Raw genomic sequence first — 19,354 nt, 5'->3', positions numbered from 1 at the left:
GATCTATCCTTTTATGGAGAAGTCGGTTTTGCCCGGTTCGTGACCGATGCCCATAGGGGGCTGACGGTAGGGGCGATTGTGGTCGTCGATCGTGTCGGTGTAATAGCCGTAAGCACCGGGGAACCCGACCATATGCCAACCTGCATAGCCCTTGTTGCCGCCATAGATAGGGTCGGCGAAATAGCCTTGGTTCGTCAGCGCGATCAGTTCGGTAAAAAATGATTTGCCTCCGACCCGGCCTGCCAGCTCTGGCTTGTCCTCCGAAAGATCGGTCATCAGCTGGTCGAGCGCGGATTGCGGCTGCCCCTCCAGCGGACCGATCACAGTCTGCATCGCTGCGAGACCCTCGCGCCAAAGTTTGGCGGGGGGCATTGGCGATTGGTAGCCTTGCTCCGGTGTGCCCTCGGGGTGGGGGCCATTCAAATAAAGATGTTCGCCTCGACCATACCCACCCGCAAGCTGTAGGTCGATAAAATCGACCACACCGGCTTGACTGGCCGAAGGGAAGTCATCCTGCGGGATCAACGTGTCGCAAAGCAATGCGAGGCTGCGGGCCTCGGTTTCTGAGAGAAAGCTGAACGGGGTGCTATCGAGGGCCGCAAACGCATGACGCGGCAAGCCTGCCCCGACCATCACAGCGCCAAGTCCAAAAAGTACGGATCGTCTGGAATACCCAGTGTTCATACGGTGCTCATAGGTTTCGAGTTATTTAGCCTAACACGCAAACGTGAGAACTGGTTCCCGTGTCGCGTGAAAAGTGTGAGCGATACGTGAACTGCGACTTTTGAGCTGGGTTCAGTTTGGGTTTTTATGCGGCTTGATCCAAGACCTTTTCTTTGAAGATTTCAGCGGGCGTTTTCCAACCCAGACATTTGCGCGGTGTTGCGTTGAGGCGGGCACAGATCAATTCCAAATGATGATGTGAGATCGTCTTGGGGTCGATTTCGCGTGGGAGCCATCTGCGTGCTCGTCTATTCGTGTTTTCAACCGTTCCTTTTTGGCAAGGTGACGAGGGATCGCAGAACATGGGGTAATCGTGGGACGCTTCGCACTTAGGCATGGATGTTTGGGAATGAGGTACCTGCCGATATGAGTGAGTATCGAACTTGTGAAATGGTTCGGTCAAACCATTGGATGGAGATTAACCATGTGTCGGTATATTGAACTTGATGTTTCTTTTGACCTGAGCCCCTAAAGCTCCTACAAATTTGTGTAGATTCCGCCCAACAAAAGGACGGACAAATGAAGGCGAGATTTACGGACGAACAGATCATAGCGATGATCAAGGAACAGGAATCTGGCGAGAAGACTGCCGATGTATGTCGGCGGCATGGAGCCGTCTGACGCGAAGCGGCTGCGAGCGTTGGAAGACGAGAACGGTAAGCTGAAGAAGCTACTGGCCGAACAGATGTTGGACAACGCCATGCTGCGAGACATCAATTCAAAAAAGTGGTGACGCCCGTAGCGAAGCGGAAAGCTGTGGTTCACTTGATGGAAGTTCATCAGGTCAGTCAGCGACGGGCGTGCGATGTGCTGCAAGTTGATCGGTCATCGGTGCGGTATCTGTCGCGTCGTGGTGATTGAGGTGCCCCTAGTTTCCTAGACACCTGCCTTGTTCATTTTCTGCTGTTTCATTTCATAGTCAACCGGTGACAGCATACCGTTGTTGGTGTGCTTGCGTGTCGGGTTATAGAACATCTCGATGTAGTCGAACACGTCCTGCCTGGCCTCGTCGCGTGTGAGGTAGGTCTGCCGCCTGATCCGCTCGCGTTTCAATAGATGGAAGAAGCTTTCGGCGACCGCGTTGTCATGACAATTTCCACGGCGGCTCATGCTTGCATCCAGATTGTGTTTATTGAGGAAAGATTGCCACTCTTTGCCAGTGAACTGTGAGCCTTGATCAGAGTGAATCATGACCCTGCGCCTTGGTTTGCGCCGCCAAACAGCGCTCAACAGTGCTTGCAAAGCTAAATCAGTCGTCATCCGAGATTGCATTGACCATCCGACGACCCGTCTTGAGAACAGATCGATTACGAGAGCCAAATATGACCATCCTTCGTGGGTCCTTATGTAGGTAATATCGGTCACCCAAACTGTGTCAGGCGCATCGACCTCAAATTGCCTGTCCAACGTATTATTAGCGACGATGGCTGGTTTGCCGCCGTAGCGACCTGGGCGGCGTTTATATCCAATCTGTGCGGCGATACCTGCAATGCCGGCCAGACGCGCCACGCGGTTCTCGGAACATGTCTCGCCTTGATCGCGCAGATCATCTGTTAGCTTGCGATATCCATAGACTTTGCCACTGTCGGTCCAAGCTTGATGGATCAGCTCTGTTTGGCGCGCATCTTCAAGCGCTCGCTGGCTTAACGGTTCTTTAACCCATGCATAGAAGCCGCTGAAATGGGAGTATCCGAAACTCTGTGTATGAGGCTCAGCCCATGCGAGTTTGACAGGTCATTTGTTGAACCGTTCTGGGTATAGGATAGCGAACTGATTGCGGGCAGCAACCCATTCTCTGACGGCCCTGCCTGTTTTCTCAAAACTGCGGATGGCCAGATAGATCAGCTTTGTCGCAGCATCATCAGTGGGAAAGCTACCGCGCGTTTTGGTGGTTTTTCGGATGACGCAGTTCAGGCTTTCAATCGCATTTGTCGTGTAGATGATTTTGCGCACTGCTGGTGGGAAGGCGAAGAACGGGATGACTTCTTGCCACGCGCGTCGTCAGCTTGGAGCGATTGACGGATACTTTTGGCCCCATTCGGCCTCAAAATCAGCAAGGGCTTTCTCCGCCTCGATGTCATCCGTGGCCTGATAAATCCGCTTGAGGTCTTTTGCGACGTTCTTGCGATCTTTCCATCCGCAGAAGTTCAGGGAATGGCGCACGAGGTGGACGATGCAGGTTTGGACTGTGGTCTCAGGGAAGGCGGCATTGATGGCATCTGGAAAGCCCTTGAGGCCGTCCACAACGGCGATCAGGATGTCTTCGACGCCGCGATTGCGCAGGTTGTTCATTACCGAGAGCCAGAACTTGGCCCCTTCGTTGTTGGCAATCCACAGGCCGAGAACCTCGCGTTCGCCCTCGGCGTTGACACCCAGAGCCACGTAAACGGCTTTGTTCTTGACTTGACGGCTTTCCGCATCGCGGATTTTGACCCGAAGAGCATCAAGGAACACAATGGGATACATCGGTTCCAGAGCCCGGTTCTGCCAGTCTGATACTTCCTCCAGAACGGCATCTGTGACGCGGCTGACAAGATCGGCAGACACCTTCAGCCCGTAGACCTCTTCGAGATGGGCGCGGATGTCGCGGGTCGATAACCCCGCTGCATATAAGCCGATGATTTTGTCATCCATACCGTCGATCCGGGTTTGACCCTTCTTGATCAGTTCCGGTTCAAAACTCCCCTCACGGTCGCGCGGGACATCAATCGGCAGCGCCCCATCATTGCCCTTCAACGTCTTGCGCGACGTGCCATTGCGGCGGTTGCTCTGTAGGTTTGTGGGCTGGGTGTCAGGCTCATAGCCTAAATGCTCGGTCAGTTCAGCGCCAAGCATCCGTTCCATCAGGCGCACCTTTAGCTCTTTCATCAAGCCCTGATCGCCCAGTAAATCGTCCGCGTTCTCAACGCCGCTCAGCAGCTCGTCTAAAACTTCCTTGGATATCGTTATTGTCGTCATGCTCCTTCGTTAATGAAGCATGGGCCAAATTACTCATACACAGAAGATCGGACACTCTCCAAGGCTGACTATCGCGTCTGCACAATCCCCTTTTCGATCCTAGGCCAAATTGACCACAACTGGACCTGTCACGCTTTAGTGCTGCCCCAAGTGCTCGCTTTAAGCCACCTTTCGTGCGAAAGCGACCGGGCTTTTCCAACCCAATGCTCATTGCGGATTTCGTTCTGTTCAACACATTTAATTTTTGAGGTCTTTTCCGCGATTTTAAGAATTCCCGACCACTTGCTTTTTGAGGCCGATTTTGGCGGGCAAGCAATGTAAACGTAACACGTTCGCTCTGATCGCGCCTCTTAATAAGGGGCTAAATATGAGCAGACCAAAAAGTAATAGATTAAGGCATGTAACACTTCGTGTTACACAACATGAACGTGACGAACTGACAAAGCGAGCAGCGGGACGATCGCTTTCTGATTATATTCGGGGGCGGGTATTGAGCAAGCAAACGCGTGCACCGTTGCAGCTTTTAGAGAGAGAAACCATCGGACGCTTGGGCCAGGTCAGCGATTTAGTCACGGACTATTCGCAACATGTAGAGACACATCAAACACTCAAGCGAAAAGACATTTTAGACTTTCTGGGGCACCTGGAAAACGAGCTGCATTCAGTCCGGTTTTCCATCCTCAAAACGGCTTAGGCCATGGCAATTGCTATGATATCACGCCCGCAGCGGGCGGGATCGACGGTTCGTTACCTCCTTGGTCCTGTTGACCATGCGGGGAATCCGCGAGAGATCGTTTCTGTGGTTGCAAGCACGATTGGCAGAGAGCCCGACATGGCAGTCAAGTTTCTAAACCATGTTGCCAAACTGCGTCCTCGTCTGAAAAGCCATCTCTATCACGTGTCTATCTCCGGGCCCCAAACCGACCGTGAACTATCGCCAAAAGATTGGGCGGGAATAGGTCGAATGTGGTGCGCGGGTATGGGTATCGAGAATTATATGATCGTCCTTCACGATGCCCATATCCATATCCTTGGCTCTCGGATCCGATTTGATGGTACGGCAGCCTCTGACAGAAACGACTATCGCCGTAGCGAACTCCTTCTCCGTAAAATTGAAGCTGAGTTTAACCTAGAACGAACCCCATCTTCCCATCTTGTTGATAGGTCTCGCCGGTCTTCACATCGGCGTGCTCGTTCGCTGAAGGAATTGCACGCTGTCGAAAAAGACGGGCATTCCCACAAGGATTTCATACGCGCAGCGATTGAGGAGGCGCTGGCCAGTGTACCCGATGAGACGCGTATGAGAGCGGCTCTGGCCGAGGCTGGCATCGACATGACGATTGAATTGGCAGCAGACGGTACTGACTATGTTCTGTTTGGTTATCATGGCCATCGACACGGGCCGCGTAGTTTAGGGCAGGGGTATAGTCTGACCAATTTAGTGCAAAAAGGCTTGCAGATCAGCGGCCCCCAGAACTCTTCCGCTCAAATACCGGTACCACCATGGGCGCTCGACGTCACAGCGGAAGCCGACCAACCACGGCGTTCTGGCAAACATGAAGAGGCGGTTCGGCGCTTAAGAGGTGTCGGTCACGAGGCTCATGAGGTCATCAAACGCTTTCGAATTGCTAAACGCACGAAAAACGCGCCGCCAAGTTCTGATCGCTACAACGCCGAGCAGCTACCAGATGATGAACCACCGGATGTGACCTAGTTCACGGAGCCTGACTTTATGCTCTATTTGCCAGAAAAACCCGCCACCTAATTATTCATCGCGTATCAAGCCCCTGCTGTCGAACCCAGCAGAGATATAATTTCATATTTTCCATAATCATATTATTATTTCATATTTTCCTTATCGTCGATCCAATCCCGTATCATTCGACGGATCATTTCAGGCCGTGTTGGCAGATCGTCTTCTTCTTTCCGAAACCCGTCTATTTTTTTTATGATATCGTTATGGAGCCTGAGCATAATCCCAGATGAATCGACAGGAGGGCGTCCTTTTTTAACCATTTTGCAATAGTTCCTTTAATAATAGGTTGACATATTGATATAATGGTATCATAATAATGCAAGCGAGGCAAGGGCGGCAACCCTCACCTCGCTCTAACACAACGATCTAAACAGGAGATCATTATGCCTAAAGACTATTTTAACGATCCAATTGACCAAGCGACAGGCCAAAATTTTGCGGTCTCGCCACAATCTCTTATGTTCGAACGCCTCGTCAGCAATATGCAATCGACGCTCGATGAAGAAGTTTTCTTTGACGATACTGACTGGCCAGATGGGTTCGACTGGCACTGCGAGTCCCACACCGTTTGGGAAGGTTTGGCGGAAGACGCGACTATGCTAGCCACATTCCGCACCCGCAAGCCGGCTGATAAACTACTGTGTCGGGCGGCGGGGGTGATCCACCGCGCTATTCGGTCCCGATCCCTGATCGAGTTGGAAGCGGCGCAGGTTAAACTCGCGCAAATCATGCAATCTGCAGCCTCGGCTCGGATTTATTTCATGCTTGAAGAAGCAGAGCTCTGTCTAGAGCAGATGGCCGAGCGCGCAGAGGCCGATGAGCCGGGAAACAATCTCGGCTTCACGCCCGACGCATAAGCCTCGAACCTTTCCATAATTTTTGCCCTTGGCCAGTACCGCATAGGCGGCTGGCAGGGCTATCTATTGCTATTCAAGGATATAAAAATGACACATCAACCGACCTTGGTCGGGCTCGAAGAGGTGTTTAACCGCCCTTTGACCACCCCTCATCAAGACCTACTGAAGTTCCCCGACGTTGATACCGATACGCGTCGATATCATGGCAAACAGTTCGGGCGTGCAGGTGAATTGCTTGTTGAAAGCGTATTCTTAAGTCTGGGACTGCAAAGTGTTGGAGTTGCAGAGCATTCACCTTTCGATTGCGTTGTATTTCTTGAACAAGGCGTCCTTCGCGTTCAAGTCAAAACAGTAACGCGTCCACGGGGCGGTTGCTTCAATTTCAACGTTTCCCGTGGGTACCACCGATCACCCGCTGGTGTTCGGCGGTATTCCGAGAATGACTTTGATCTGCTAGCGCTCGTTTGCTTGTCAGAAAACGTGGTTAAATTCACCGCGGATCGCCGCCGTTCACAGTCCATTGGTGTCGAAGAAGTTGCGGCCCTAAGGCAACGTCCGGGCGCGAGTTTTGAAACTGCGCTCTCAGATTTAGGCGTTGATCAGATGCCCCCAGCTCCCGCCGGCCTAATGCCGTTTTGCTATTGAGGGGGGCGAATAGTATGAGCGAATTCCTACAAAAATCACCGCTGTTTCCGACCGCATTTTCTGCGGATCTGGCGCGGACTACTGTCGCAGCGCTCTGCGAGAGCGCACTTTCTGAGTGGAGATCGAATGCCGAGCGTTTTTGTGATTATGACGATCGTGAAGCCGACGGCGAAGCATCTATCGATTTGCTAAAACCGCCGGTCCGCCGGGTTTTTGAACATGACGTACGGCGCAAACCCGACGGTAATGAAGGGGCTTCTGTCGCGGGAACCATGACGCCCAGTGAAATCGAGCGGTGTTTTGCTGATGGTAATGACCCTTTTGCATGCACTGACTTAGAGATCTCACCGCTCTGGGAGATCCGGCCACGTCCTGCAGCTGTTCTCGCCATCATTCTAGTGTGCGCCACGATTAAGGATCAACATGCGCTTGAGCAGGTTTCCCGCCCGGGGGGACTTACTCTGATGCTCTGCCCATCCCCTCAGATGCGGGCTCAGCTTGAAAGCGTTTCTGCAGAGGTGCTGGCACATTGGCAGGAAGATCAACCCTGTCCGACAGGGCAGAAGGTAGCTTGTCATATCTATAATAGCGGCTCCGATATTGTAGCGAGTGAGCATAAGCGCTCGCTTTCCAAGTTCCGACAGGCGATCGAGAAAAGTCTGATGCGCCGAGCGCCTGTTGTGGCGGTGTGTAATACGAAACGTCAGCTATACGCGGAGCAAGAAAGCCTAGTGTATCAGAGCTTTCGCTGTCCTGACATCTCAGCGAACGCAATAATTGAGACATTGCGGTTCACACATAGTAATACCGGTCAGCTTGCCGAAGACGAGTTACTGAAACGACTGCCAGATGCCGACGCACTTAGACGATTTGAGCCAATACAAATCGCTGCCGCTTTCGAAGAAATGACGACACTCCGTGTCGCTGACCGTATTTCACAGATTGTGGCGGTTCAGAACAGTGGGCCGCGCATTACTCTGGGTGATGTGGAAGGACTTGGCGACGCAATGCCACCGCTGAAACGGATGCTTGGCGATATGGATGCCTGGCGGGAGGGCAGGGCGGCTTGGTCGGATGTAACCAGAAGTGCAATCTTTTATGGCCCACCGGGCACGGGAAAGACGATGCTAGCGAACGCCTTCGCCGGAAGCGCCGGGATTCCTTTGATCACTACGTCGTATTCTGATTGCCAAAGGCATGGGCATCAAGGTGACATGCTTGCTGCCCTTGGGGCGGCATTCGAGCGCGCCGCCCAACAAGCGCCGGCGGTTTTGTTCATTGACGAAATCGACAGCTTTTCCGATCGCTCCTCAAAAAGGCTAAATGACGGCTATCTGCGGGGGGTGGTCAACGGTCTGCTTGAACAGATTAATCATGCCGCGGAGGTCGCAGGCCTCATTCTGTTAGGTGCAACCAACCATTTAGACATTGTCGACCCTGCAGTTCTTCGCAGCGGGCGGTTTGATCTGAAAGTGGAGATTCCGTTACCTGACCGTTCTGGGCTCGAGGCAATTCTTGCGCGCAAATTGGGATCCGCAAACAATGCGGCTCTGAACCTGAGCGCAATTGCAGAGCGCATCCTCGGCGAGCCTGGTGCCACCGCAGAAGCACTTGTTCGCGATGCGCTCAGCAGAGCGCGGATGGATCATCTGCTCTTGGCGCAACGCCATTTAGACGCGGCGACCGATCAAATTGCGCCGGCACTGGACACAGCGCTGTTGCACCGTGTTGCGATCCACGAAGCAGGGCATCTTCTATCAGCTCTGTTGTCACCCTTACCCACCCCTTTGGGAGTTTGGGTGACGGCAACGGGAGGGCGGGTCGAGCCAGCTCCTCTGGCCACAATGACGTCTCGGCTAGCAAAGGCAAAACTCAGAATGTGCCTTGCTGGCCGCGCAGCTGAAAGGCTGGTCTTGGGTGAGGTGAGCAACGGCGCGGGCGTGGGCCCCGCAAGCGACCTCGCGCAAGCAACGGTTCTTGCCGCTCAGATGGAACTTAACTGGTCGTTCGGCGAGTCCGGCTTGGCCTGGCAGGATGTAAGCCAAATGGATTTTCGAAAGCTACCACTCAAGACGCAGCAGCGGATTGAGGCACATTTGCAAGAAGCAGAAACGGCAGTACGGGCCTTGCTCAAAGATAACATAGATATGCTTAAAAACATCGCTGCTGAACTTGTGCAACGGAAAGAGCTGACCCGGATGGATCTTCTAAGCCTCTCAAAAATCGTGTCTTTTAACGCGCCGACCGATGATAACGGGATGCCCTCGGAATTCCTCATAGCCAGCTCATGAATGCTTCCGACACCTCGCTATTGGCAGGGACCCAGACGGCCCCTGCCAAACACGTGACGCCGCAATTACTGTTGCTTCGACAGTATTCTCGGAAAGCCTATTTGGTCGTGCCGAATAGGGCGCTTCCAGGCTGAGGTTCTGCAGCGGCATGCGTGTATGCATCATGCCATCAACTCATCAGTCGGGGTTTCATCCCAGACGCTGAAGTTACGTGTGGCGTGCCGGATCATATTTTCATGCGCACAAGGTCGTACGACGACCTGCATGAACTCACGTTGATTGTCATAGCAATAGTCGCGTTCTGCGCGAATGAGCCGCCAGCCGTCGTGTACCCGGCGCATGACGACATAGGTCGTGATACTTCGACCCATCGGCGAATGCGCTACCGATTTTCCAGCCGGACGATAGCGCGCTTCAGCCCCAGCTCTGTTTTTGACGGGAATGCCGCGGTCTTCCATTGTGCCTTCAAACTCGTGGGCCAGGTCAATGAGCATTTCGGCGCATATAGTGTATGCTTGCGCTCTTCCGTTCACCAAAGCGAGCACCGAGATCAATCCTGACAGAATTGATTGTTCGAGCTGGGCCTTCTCAAGCTCCTTAGTCCTCAACTCAGCATTAAGACCCGCTAGTTTCTCAGACTGCCAGTTTTCCAGCCAGCGGCTGGATTGTTCGGCCCTTTTAATACCCATTGTGATCGATTGTATTTGCAAGTCTAATTTGATCTTTTGGTTATTTACTTTAGAGCTTGTAATAATCGTCGACTTTTTCATATGCTTTTCTCCTATAATAGCATTAACTTGGAATTCCAGAAAATATATTGTATATCTCTGGCTTTCTCAAAAATGATATACACGAAGATGTTTAAAACATGATGAAAGTATTTTGGAATAGATGCAGCGGTTAATATTTATATTTAATTCTCATAAATTCAGCTTGAGAGATATATCCACCGGCTAAAGGGGTGCTATCGATAAATGGGTTTGGTCAACTTCAACGCGCGAACCAAGTGCTAGCTTGAAGAGAGATGGTGCAGACTGACGGGTGGACTGGTATCGATGATGCTATGAGCCGACCTGGATTTCTTAATGCGCGAGATCGTCTTGGGTGCGCCTTCGGCCGTATATTGTACCAAACCGCTGTGCGCTATTGTGAGGGGCTCGTTGTGGCGACACGTCTGACGCTCACTCTGACCCCCGCCATGCGTGTGTTTGACGAATAGCCTATAAGCGTAGCCGTCAACGGGGTAAGGCGACGGCAGCGGATCGGCCGCTGAGTGCATGGTTACGGGCTGTATTCAGCTGCAGACGTTTAGCCATGCACTGGCATCTGAGGCATCCTAGATTTGTAGATGCTTTGTCTGACAATTTTTGGCTTGAGACAGACGAACGTGAAAAAGTGCATTCGGTCGTAAATACCCCAGTACTTGCAATAAATGCTGGGGTATTATCAAATTTACTCAGAAAGTTCGCTTTCAAGGCAACATCTCGCCTTTCGACTCTTAACACCTGGTAGAAGTAGTTTGCGAATAGATTCTTCGCTTTCTCCCTTCTCCAGCCTCCCAATAGCTAGTGCAATGCGGCGAACATACGTTACGCAATCAGCATCTTGGAGCTCCGCACAGTGGGCTGCCGTGCGTGCCGCAGTCATTTGTGAATACGGATAGGCCCTGGATGGGGCACGACACATTTCGACCGCATCAGTGCGCTCCGCAGCGTAAAATCTACCGGCGCTATCCCAAGTGCCAGGGGGGTTAGACCTACGTGTTTTACGGAGATGGAATTCCATCGCGGCGGTGATCTCGCGGGAGGAATATGCCAGACTTAAGGCCGTTGTATTAATTAATTGGTTTATAGTTTCGTTCATGAAAATCTCTTATATTAAAAACGAATTTGAGCAATGCGAATTTATTTTCGAATTGCTCAAATTGTTATAGTACTAAAAGGTTTCATAAAAAATTACGTTTTGCGGGTACTGGCCTCGACACAGCTTGTGGACTTCGGGAAAGGTCATGATGGTCTGGAGGCAATCTTGTCATCTCTGCTGCACAATCGCCTGCCGGGTACTCGACGAAACCACCGCCCCGGTGCTGGATCCGGGGCGCGGTAAAACCAAAACTGGCTATCTCTGGGCGCTGGCCCGCGATGACCGACCATGGGGCGGTGAAGATCCGCCCGGTGTGGTTTACTTCTATGCCCCTGGACGGGCGCGCGCGAATGCCAAAACCTTCCTGACAGGCTTCGACGGCATCCTGCAGGGCGACGGCTATCAGGGCTATAACCGGCTGACCAAACCCACGCGCAAGGGCGGTGCCCCCATTCGGGTGGCCCATTGCTGGGCCCATGCCCGCCGCAAGCTGAAGGAAGTCTTTGACCGCATGGCTCAGGAATCGCCGCCTAAGGCCTGCGCCGCATTGCCGAGCTCTATGCCGTCGAAGCCGATATCCGTGGCATCTCCCCCGGCCAACGTCTGTCGGCCCGCCAGACCCGCGGTGCTCCACTGGTCGCGGCCTTCGGCGATTGGCTCCAGGCTGGACGCCTCAAGATCTCCGCCAAGTCTCGGCTGGGTGAAAAGCTGAACTACATCCATAATCACTGGGACGGGCTGCAGGCCTTCCTGGCCGATGCGCGTGTCGAGATCGATAACAACCGCGTCGAAAACCTGATCCGCCCCATCACCCTCAATTGGAAAAATGCGATCTTCGCCGGTCATGACGAAGGCGGCATCGCATGGGGCCGCATCGCCTCACTGATCGAAACCTGCAAGATCAACGGCGTCGAGCCCTTCGCCTATGTCAAGGCAACCCTCACAGCGATTACCAATGATCACCCACAAAGCGGCATCGACGACCTGTTTCCATGAAACTGCAAGACGTCAAGCTGACCCGACAGTGGCCTCTAGGGATCGCTTATATGCGTCCCATCATATCTCTAAAATCAAAAAACCCGGCCCCATCAGGGGCCGGGCTTCTTCCGCCTATTCGGCGGTCGACATAGTGAGTTAAGCCGCCTATTCGGCGGGAAACTTGGCTGCCTATTCGGCCGCCTTACCTCGATAACCATACACACAACTAGTTAAAGCATGTGTCCGTCGTCAGGGTTTTTGGAACCAATGGCAACTTAACCTAAGAGAGAGTTCAGCTCATCTGGTTGGTTTGATTATGCGGCGCGTTGTCTGTGATGCAAGCGCCGTGCTTCGAGTGTCTTTCGTTTGATCCTTTCCCTTTGTTTTAGAATGGCTTTGTCACTTCCGAAGTAAACGTCGGACGGCGTTACGTTGTTCAAGCTCTCATGGTAGCGCCGGTGGTTGTAGTGATCGACGAAGGCTTCGATCTGGGCTTCGAGATCACCTGGCAGGAAGTAATTCTCCAACAAGATGCGGTTCTTCAGTGTTTGATGCCAACGTTCGATCTTACCTTGGGTTTGCGGATGATACGGCGCACCGCGCGAGTGCTTCATCCCCTTGTCCTGCAACCATTCAGCCAGCTCGCCAGAGACATAGCTGGATCCGTTGTCGCTCAGCAGTCGTGGCTTGTGGAGGACGTGAACCTGGTCACATCCCGACGCCGCCAAAGCCAAGTCCAACGTGTCGGTGACATCCTCAGCCCGCATGTTCGTGCAAAGCTTCCACGAGATGATATAGCGGCTGTAATCATCGAGGATTGTGCTGAGATAGAACCAGCCCCAGCCGATGATCTTCAGATAGGTGAAGTCGGTCTGCCAAAGCTGGTTGATGGCCGTCGTCTTGTCTTTGAACTCGCTGGCCGCGTTAATCACGATGAAGGCGGGACTGGTGATCAGATCGTGCGCCTTCAAGATCCGATACGTCGAAGCCTCTGATACAAAGTAGCTTTCTGTATCTGTGAACGTTACGGCCAGTTCTCGTGGCGACAACTCCGTCTCTTTCAGCGCCAGCTTGACGACCTTGCGCCGCACTTCGTCAGGAATGCGGTTCCAGACATGCTTTGGCTTGGGAGATTGATCCTGCAGTCCAGCCTCACCACGCTGTAGATACCGGTCATACCAGTGATAGAATGTGGTGCGGGGGATGCCCAATTTGGCCAGCGTTCGACGCGCCGACAGGTGGCTTTCTTCGACCAGACGGATGATCTCTAACTTCTCAGATGCAGGGTATCTCATTCGGGGTCGCCCCCACCGTCGAAGATGCTTTTTTTGAGAAGCCGCAGTTCGAGCGTTTGCTCCGCCACGACCTCTTTCAAATCACGCGCTTCACGGCGCAGTTCCTTCACCTCATCAGTGTTTGCCACACGTGCCGTATCGCCCGCCAGACGCCGTTTGCCAGCTTCCATGAAGTCCTTGGACCATTTGTAGTAGATGCCTTGAGATATTCCTTCACGGCGGCAAAGTTCAGCTATGCTGTCCTCGCCACGCAAGCCATCCAGCACAATCCTGATCTTCTCTTCTGATGAATAATGCTTGCGGGTGGCCCGTTTGATATCTTTGACGATCTTCTCGCCAGGGCTTTTACCTGTTCCAGTTGTCTGTCTCATCTTCCACTCCTCAGTGGTTACGATGAGCAAAGAGCACTCTCTTATCAAATACCGCTATTTGGACCCATAGTAAGCGTTGCCTGGACAGCACCTTCCCAGTTTTCGCCTGAGCTGCGACTCCGTTTCTGACGGATATTGGGCGGGAGTTTCGCGATGGCGACTACGGTAGAGTTTCTCAGGGACTACGGGGTGGAGATACGGGCCAATGGCCAGAAGCGGTGGCCCAATGAGGTCAAAGCACGGATCGTGGCTGAGAGTTTGCAGCCGGGCGTGAGCGTGAATGCAGTTGCGGCGCGGTATGGGCTTCGGGCGAACCATTTATCGGAATGGCGGAGTCAAGCACGCGATGGCCGGTTGGTTTTACCTGCGGGCGATGACGACGCCTTTAGTTTTGCGCCACTCGTAGTCTCGGATGGTGGCGGCGGTGCGCATATGTCGGCCGTTGCGGGGCGGTCCGCGAAGCCTGACGAGTCATCCCATACCTCCATCGAGATTGGGATTGGTCGTGTGACAGTCCGGCTCGATGGCACGACCAGTTCGTCCCGGGTTGCCGAGATCGTGCGGGCAATCGAGGGTCAGCCATGATGTTCCCATCAAACCGTGTGCGGGTTCTGGTCTCGACGCAGCCTGTGGACTTCAGGAAAGGTCATGATGGTCTGGCGTCGATCGTGTCGTCGGTGCTGCGCAAGGATCCGTTCACCGGCACGGTTTTTGTGTTCCGCTCGCGCCGGGCGGATCGGCTGAAGCTTTTGTATTGGGACGGCACCGGATTGGTGATGGCTTATAAGCGGCTGGAAGAAGCGACCTTCACCTGGCCGGCGATCAAGGACGGGATGATGGCGCTGAACCACGCCCAGTTCGAGGCCCTGTTTGCCGGTCTGGACTGGCGCAAGGTCAAGGCTCTGGAGATGCGCCCACCTGCTGCGGCAGAGTGAATCAACCGCTGTCTTTTGTGTGTTTTTAATGGGGTTTTATCGTATCCTGATGGCATGATCACGACACCCGCCATTGACCTATCCACCATCCCTGCTGCGCAGCGTGCGGCGGTTTTGGCGTTGATGGAAAAGGTAGCGGCGCTTACGGAAATCACCCAACGGCAAGAGCACCTGATTGCGGAGCTGAACCATGCCCTACATGGCAAACGGTCGGAAAAGCTGACCGAGGATGAGCGGCAGCTGGCGTTCGAGGATCTGTCCATCGCCCTGGCTGAGGTCGAGGTGCAGAAGGACCAACTGGCCGCTCAGACAGGTGACAAGACGACAACCAAATCTGCGCCAAAGCGCACCATCGGCAATCTACCGGCCGCACTGCCGCGCATCCAAGAAGTCATCGAACCTGACAGCCTGAGCTGCCCTTGCGGCTGCGGCGTTATGCACAAGATCGGGGAAGACCGCAGTGAGCGGCTGGACATCGTGCCGGCGCAGTTGCGCGTCATTGTCACCGTCCGCCCGAAATACGCCTGCCGGACCTGCACCGACGGCGTGACCCAGGCTCCCGCACCATCGCATCTGATCATAGGTGCCCTGCCGACCGAGGCCACCATCGCCCATGTGCTGGTCAGCAAGTATGCGGATCATCTGCCATTATACCGCCAAAGCCAGATCCTGGCGCGTGCGGGTCTTGATCTGCACCGCGCTGTGCTGGCGGACTGGGTCGGCAAGGCGGCCTTCCACCTCAAGCCCGTCGTCGACCGGCTGGCCGAACACCTGAAACGATCCGACAAACTGTTCATGGACGAAACCACGGCCCCGGTGCTGGATCCGGGGCGCGGTAAAACCAAAACTGGCTATCTCTGGGCACTGGCCCGCGATGACCGACCATGGGGCGGTGAAGATCCGCCCGGTGTGGTTTACTTCTATGCCCCCGGTCGGGCGGGCGCGAATGCCGAAACCTTCCTGACAGGCTTCGACGGCATCCTGCAGATCGACGGCTATCAGGGCTATAATCGGCTGACCAAACCCACGCGCAAGGGCGGTGCCCCCATTCGGGTGGCCCATTGCTGGGCGCATGCGCGCCGCAAGCTGAAGGAAGTCTTTGACCGAGATGGCTCAGAGATCGCCGCCGAAGGCCTGCGCCGCATCGCCGAAATCTATACCGTCGAAGCTGACATTCGTGGCATCTCCTCCGGCCAGCGATTGTCTGCCCGTCAGGCCCGCAGTGCCCCGCTGGTCGCAGCATTCGGTGAATGGCTGGAGGCTGAGCGCCGCAAGATCTCCACCAAATCCCGGCTGGGTGAAAAGCTGACTTACATCCACAATCACTGGGACGGACTGCAGACCTTCTTGGCCGATGGGCGCGTCGAGATCGACAACAACCGCGTCGAAAACCTGATCCGCCCCATCACCCTCAATCGGAAAAACGCCCTCTTCGCTGGGCATGACGAGGGTGGTATCGCCTGGGGCCGCATCGCCTCACTGATCGAGACCTGCAAGATCAACGGCATCGAGCCCTTCGCCTATCTCAAGGCAACCCTCACAGCGATCGCCAATGGTCACCCACAAAGCGGCATCGACGATCTGCTCCCGTGGAACTTCAAGACGTCAAGCTGACCCGACAGTGCCCTCCTGAGAACGCTTACGACCCATAGGCGCTGACGTCAGACAATCAGAACCAGCAGATTCGCCTTCGGCGTTCTGGTTTTCCGCCTCCGTCTACGATGACGTGTCAGACGCGTTGCCCTCGATCACGGACGTATCACTCGACGCGCCATCGGTCGCTGCGTCAGTCTGCTGATCGCTGCTCGATGTCGCTCTCTGCGCCCTATCTTTCGATGATGGTCCGGAGGATTCTGCATTTTGACTATCCGCCTCTGACGGGTCGTCGGATGGGTCGCCGCCGGATTCCTGTAACGAATCTACCAAGTCGGCGCTGTCGTTAATGTCGCTGTCGGTCTCGGATACGTCCTCACCTTCCTCACCTTCGGCGTCGGACGACGTGCCCTCTCCTTCGTTCTCCGCGGCGGACGGCCGGGAGGAGTTTGAATTTGAAGATTCCGCTTTGGAAGCGTCCAGATCCTCGCCGTTGCCAGTATTCTCCTGCGTGCCTTGTATCTCGCGCGTGGCGGATGGTTCGGCCCCCGAATGACTATCTTCTGACCCTTTGCTGTCGTTGCCGCCCGCAGAAGAACTCTGATCGTTTCCCGCGGCTGAGATTCGCTCTTCAATCTCCAACAGCTTGTTGGAGCGTTCTTCTACATTGCTGGTAAGGTCCGTTACAATTTTCTGGATTTCGTTTCGCTGCTCTTGGGCGTCAGCGACATCGGTTTCCAGGGCGGTCTTCCGCTCGGTTAGGCTGGCGACACTCTGCTCAAGCTCCGTCTGCCGGGCCTGCATGTCGTTCAGACTGCTTTCCAGCGTTGCGACCTCGTCTCTCAAATTCGTTTCCAGCGCCGTCAGAGACTGGAGCTCGCTTTCGGCGGTGGAGACTTCTTCGGCGAGCCGCGCGTTGTCCTCGCTAAGTGTTGCGAGGCTTTCCTGAACTTCGGCCTCACGCGCCCGAGCTTCCTCGACCCGGGCATTTATGTCGGTCAACTCCTGCGTCTGGGAGTCGATTTCACTTTGGATGTCGACCTTGCGGGATTCAAAGCTGGCCATTTCTTCGCGCGTCGACGAAATCTGCTGCTCCAGCTCATTATTTTGCTGCTGCTTCTCCGCCACCGTTTCCTCGATGGAGGTCTGCTGCACGTTCAATTCGTCGAGCTTCGGCTGCAATGTATCGATGTCTGACTGGATGCCGTCGTGCTGTTCCTGCAGGGACTGGATCTCCGGTTCCAGCGATGCGAGCTCCGCCTGCAACTCCTCGACGCTTCCGGCTGCTTCCTGCTGCGTGATGATGTCGCTTTGCAGGCGCGAGATGGTGCGGTCGGTCTGCTTCTGGAGTTCTGCATTGTCGGTGAATGCGTATATGGCGGCGCTCCACCCCACGACAGCCGCCGCGGCGACCCCGATTGTCTTTACATCCCAAGTTGAGCTTTTGTTCTCCGCCACGCGAAAATCCCCCTCCGGCCGAGCCGATTTCTTAAAACTGTATAGGGCTGCAACGCGTCAGGCGGGTGGAGGTTCCGAACCCCTGGGGTGCGTCGGTTCCCGACACGCGGGGGGCCTCGTCGGGGACTGGCATCAAACGCACCACCCCCCGCCGATCACTCTGACGCATTCCGCGTGGTGGCAGGCAGCGCTTAGTCTTTCGCGGAGTGAGTTCATGAATCTGCTGACAAGCTGCATACTGGCTTTGTAGACCCAAGGCGCAAGTTCGCTGTGCAGATCGTCACTGATGAGCATCGGCTCGAACCAGTCCTTCGCCGCGCCTGCACCCGAAAAATGTCGCGTCGCAACCCCGAGAGTCTGCTTTATTCAGGTGGATCATTTTTGTTTGCGGGCGCAATGAAAGTCCGGTTTCCGCCCATTGTGTCGACCGGTTGAGATCGCCGCCCAAACCGGCCATTCGCCAACGTCTTCAACGCTGTGCTGCAGCTTTTGCAGTGATGTAATTCGGGGATCCTGCGGCATTTTGGCGGCTTAAACTTTCTGCGTCACGATAGGATCTTTCTCATGCTCGGAAACGAAACACGGTTACCAAAGATACGAATGAAGTTTTGGTGAGTAGCATCCAGTTTGTTCAGTTCCAAACCAACTGGTCGCAAACCCCGACAAGGTTAAGTCCGATAAATCTGTTCTTGATGTTACTCACAGCTTTCACCGCATTGTCCGCGACGTTCAACGGGCCAAACTCTTTTGCATGAATGCCACCCGCAACGAAATATGCATCAAAGCCGTTGTCAGCGGCACCTTTGATATCAGTTGGCAACCCATCACCTATGGCCAGCAATCTGCCCTTTAGGGCATCTCGCCCCATCAGAGTAGCGGCTCTTTTCAGCGACTCGCGATAGATTGCCGGCTTCGGTTTTCCGGCAAAGGCAACAGTGCCGCCCAGTTGCCTGTAGTATTGCGCAATGGAACCAGCACAGATGACCATGCGTTTGCCACTTCGAACTACCAAGTCGGGATTTGCGCAAATCATCTCGACAGCGTTGTCGCGCATCTCTTTAAGAAGACTGTGGTAAATATCGACAGTTTCGATCGTGTCATCTAATGGCCCGGTTAGCAGGCACAGTTTGGCGTCTGATATGCCTACAATAGGGTTCGCCAAACCCTCCAAAATGGACTGATCCCGTGCCGGACCAAAGTGAAACAGCGGAAGGTCTGGTTGGTTTGCAACCAAATGTGCGGTGACGTCGCCTGATGTAATGATGGTATCAAACGCTTCACGCGGAACGCCAAAACGCGCCAATTGCGGATAGATGTCTTTGGATAGTCGCGGCGCATTGGTGATCAAAATGACAAAACGACCACCCGCACGTGTTCTGCAGAGCGCATCGACGGCATCATTGAAGGCAGCCCCGCCGTTGTGAATAACGCCCCAGATGTCACACAAAAGGCCGTCGTAGTGATCCACAAGTTCACTGAGCGGCGTAAGTCTGACTGATGAGTCCAAAGGGTGACGGTTGTGTACCATGAGTAAGATGGGGTAAGTTTCATGGCACCCAGGGTCAAGCACCACCTTCATGGGACCTGACAAAACGCATGTCTCCGAAATAGGTGTTCTTTGGTAGGGGGCG

At 54.3% G+C, this 19,354-nt stretch carries 13 protein-coding genes and 5 pseudogenes; 10 read left to right on the top strand and 8 right to left on the bottom strand.

From position 1 onward, the window contains the following. Nucleotides 1-3: 3 nt before the first annotated feature. On the bottom strand, nucleotides 4-684 hold the full coding sequence (locus ACVBAU_RS18245) for a gluconate 2-dehydrogenase subunit 3 family protein (RefSeq protein WP_448329767.1): 681 nt from the start codon (nucleotides 682-684) through the stop codon (nucleotides 4-6). A 124-nt stretch (nucleotides 685-808) separates the two neighbouring features. Continuing rightward, a pseudogene (locus tag ACVBAU_RS18240) lies at nucleotides 809-1,030 on the bottom strand (transposase); the annotation flags it as partial. A gap of 212 nt (nucleotides 1,031-1,242) precedes the next feature. On the opposite strand from ACVBAU_RS18240, the pseudogene ACVBAU_RS18235 reads away from it, so the two are divergent. After that, nucleotides 1,243-1,575 (top strand): annotated as a pseudogene (locus ACVBAU_RS18235) (transposase); the annotation flags it as partial. Between the two features lie 24 nt (nucleotides 1,576-1,599). Here ACVBAU_RS18235 and ACVBAU_RS18230 read toward each other — a convergent pair. Together ACVBAU_RS18230 and ACVBAU_RS18225 are read right to left on the bottom strand one after the other, a co-directional pair. After that, a pseudogene (locus tag ACVBAU_RS18230) lies at nucleotides 1,600-2,406 on the bottom strand (IS3 family transposase); the annotation flags it as partial. Nucleotides 2,407-2,457: 51 nt separating this feature from the next. Continuing rightward, a pseudogene (locus ACVBAU_RS18225) lies at nucleotides 2,458-3,681 on the bottom strand (IS256 family transposase). Between the two features lie 367 nt (nucleotides 3,682-4,048). On the opposite strand from ACVBAU_RS18225, the gene ACVBAU_RS18220 reads away from it, so the two are divergent. The 5 genes from ACVBAU_RS18220 to ACVBAU_RS18200 all read left to right on the top strand — a co-directional run bounded on the left by ACVBAU_RS18220 (nucleotide 4,049) and on the right by ACVBAU_RS18200 (nucleotide 9,230). Then, nucleotides 4,049-4,375: a plasmid mobilization protein gene (locus ACVBAU_RS18220; RefSeq protein WP_273055241.1), complete on the top strand. Its 327-nt coding sequence runs from the start codon at nucleotides 4,049-4,051 to the stop codon at nucleotides 4,373-4,375. Nucleotides 4,376-4,513: 138 nt separating this feature from the next. After that, nucleotides 4,514-5,395: a relaxase/mobilization nuclease domain-containing protein gene (locus ACVBAU_RS18215; RefSeq protein ID WP_448329766.1), complete on the top strand. Its 882-nt coding sequence runs from the start codon at nucleotides 4,514-4,516 to the stop codon at nucleotides 5,393-5,395. A 425-nt stretch (nucleotides 5,396-5,820) separates the two neighbouring features. After that, nucleotides 5,821-6,294, top strand: a complete 474-nt coding sequence (locus tag ACVBAU_RS18210) for a hypothetical protein (protein WP_448329765.1) — start codon at nucleotides 5,821-5,823, stop codon at nucleotides 6,292-6,294. Between the two features lie 87 nt (nucleotides 6,295-6,381). After that, a complete protein-coding gene (locus tag ACVBAU_RS18205) occupies nucleotides 6,382-6,939 on the top strand; it encodes a group I intron-associated PD-(D/E)XK endonuclease (RefSeq protein ID WP_448329764.1) in 558 nt (185 codons plus the stop codon). A gap of 14 nt (nucleotides 6,940-6,953) precedes the next feature. After that, on the top strand, nucleotides 6,954-9,230 hold the full coding sequence (locus tag ACVBAU_RS18200; protein WP_448329763.1) for an AAA family ATPase: 2,277 nt from the start codon (nucleotides 6,954-6,956) through the stop codon (nucleotides 9,228-9,230). A 161-nt stretch (nucleotides 9,231-9,391) separates the two neighbouring features. On the opposite strand, the gene ACVBAU_RS18195 is transcribed toward ACVBAU_RS18200, so the two are convergent. Further along, nucleotides 9,392-10,000, bottom strand: coding sequence for a hypothetical protein (locus ACVBAU_RS18195; RefSeq protein ID WP_448329762.1), 609 nt, complete (start codon nucleotides 9,998-10,000; stop codon nucleotides 9,392-9,394). 1,292 nt (nucleotides 10,001-11,292) lie between these two features. Here ACVBAU_RS18195 and tnpC (ACVBAU_RS18190) point away from each other — a divergent pair. Then, nucleotides 11,293-12,089 (top strand): annotated as a pseudogene (gene tnpC, locus ACVBAU_RS18190) (IS66 family transposase); the annotation flags it as partial. Between the two features lie 296 nt (nucleotides 12,090-12,385). Here tnpC (ACVBAU_RS18190) and ACVBAU_RS18185 read toward each other — a convergent pair. Further along, nucleotides 12,386-13,737, bottom strand: a protein-coding gene (locus tag ACVBAU_RS18185; protein WP_448329761.1) for an IS3 family transposase whose coding sequence is annotated in 2 segments (ribosomal slippage) — nucleotides 12,386-13,401 and nucleotides 13,401-13,737 — 1,353 coding nt in all. Because the reading frame shifts where the segments join, the coding sequence is not laid out codon by codon here. A gap of 153 nt (nucleotides 13,738-13,890) precedes the next feature. Between ACVBAU_RS18185 and tnpA the strand changes: the two genes are divergently transcribed. The 3 genes from tnpA to tnpC (ACVBAU_RS18170) are packed head-to-tail and all read left to right on the top strand — an operon-like array spanning nucleotide 13,891 to nucleotide 16,286. Beyond that, nucleotides 13,891-14,322, top strand: a complete 432-nt coding sequence (gene tnpA, locus ACVBAU_RS18180) for an IS66-like element accessory protein TnpA (protein ID WP_067629910.1) — start codon at nucleotides 13,891-13,893, stop codon at nucleotides 14,320-14,322. After that, nucleotides 14,319-14,672, top strand: a complete 354-nt coding sequence (tnpB, locus tag ACVBAU_RS18175) for an IS66 family insertion sequence element accessory protein TnpB (protein ID WP_067629907.1) — start codon at nucleotides 14,319-14,321, stop codon at nucleotides 14,670-14,672. The genes tnpA and tnpB overlap by 4 nt, the downstream gene beginning before the upstream one ends. Nucleotides 14,673-14,726: 54 nt before the next feature. Continuing rightward, nucleotides 14,727-16,286: an IS66 family transposase gene (gene tnpC / locus ACVBAU_RS18170; protein WP_237271760.1), complete on the top strand. Its 1,560-nt coding sequence runs from the start codon at nucleotides 14,727-14,729 to the stop codon at nucleotides 16,284-16,286. A 102-nt stretch (nucleotides 16,287-16,388) separates the two neighbouring features. Here the strand turns inward: tnpC (ACVBAU_RS18170) and ACVBAU_RS18165 are convergent, their stop codons facing one another. Continuing rightward, nucleotides 16,389-17,723, bottom strand: a complete 1,335-nt coding sequence (locus tag ACVBAU_RS18165) for a hypothetical protein (protein ID WP_448329760.1) — start codon at nucleotides 17,721-17,723, stop codon at nucleotides 16,389-16,391. A gap of 631 nt (nucleotides 17,724-18,354) precedes the next feature. Further along, complete coding sequence (locus ACVBAU_RS18160) at nucleotides 18,355-19,191, bottom strand: TIGR01459 family HAD-type hydrolase (protein ID WP_448329759.1); 837 nt, start codon at nucleotides 19,189-19,191, stop codon at nucleotides 18,355-18,357. Nucleotides 19,192-19,354 lie beyond the last annotated feature (163 nt).

This window comes from Sulfitobacter sp. M13 (assembly GCF_053474885.1).
The sequence above is the reverse complement of the archived record's forward strand: the minus strand, read 5'-3'. Positions and strand labels throughout refer to the sequence as shown.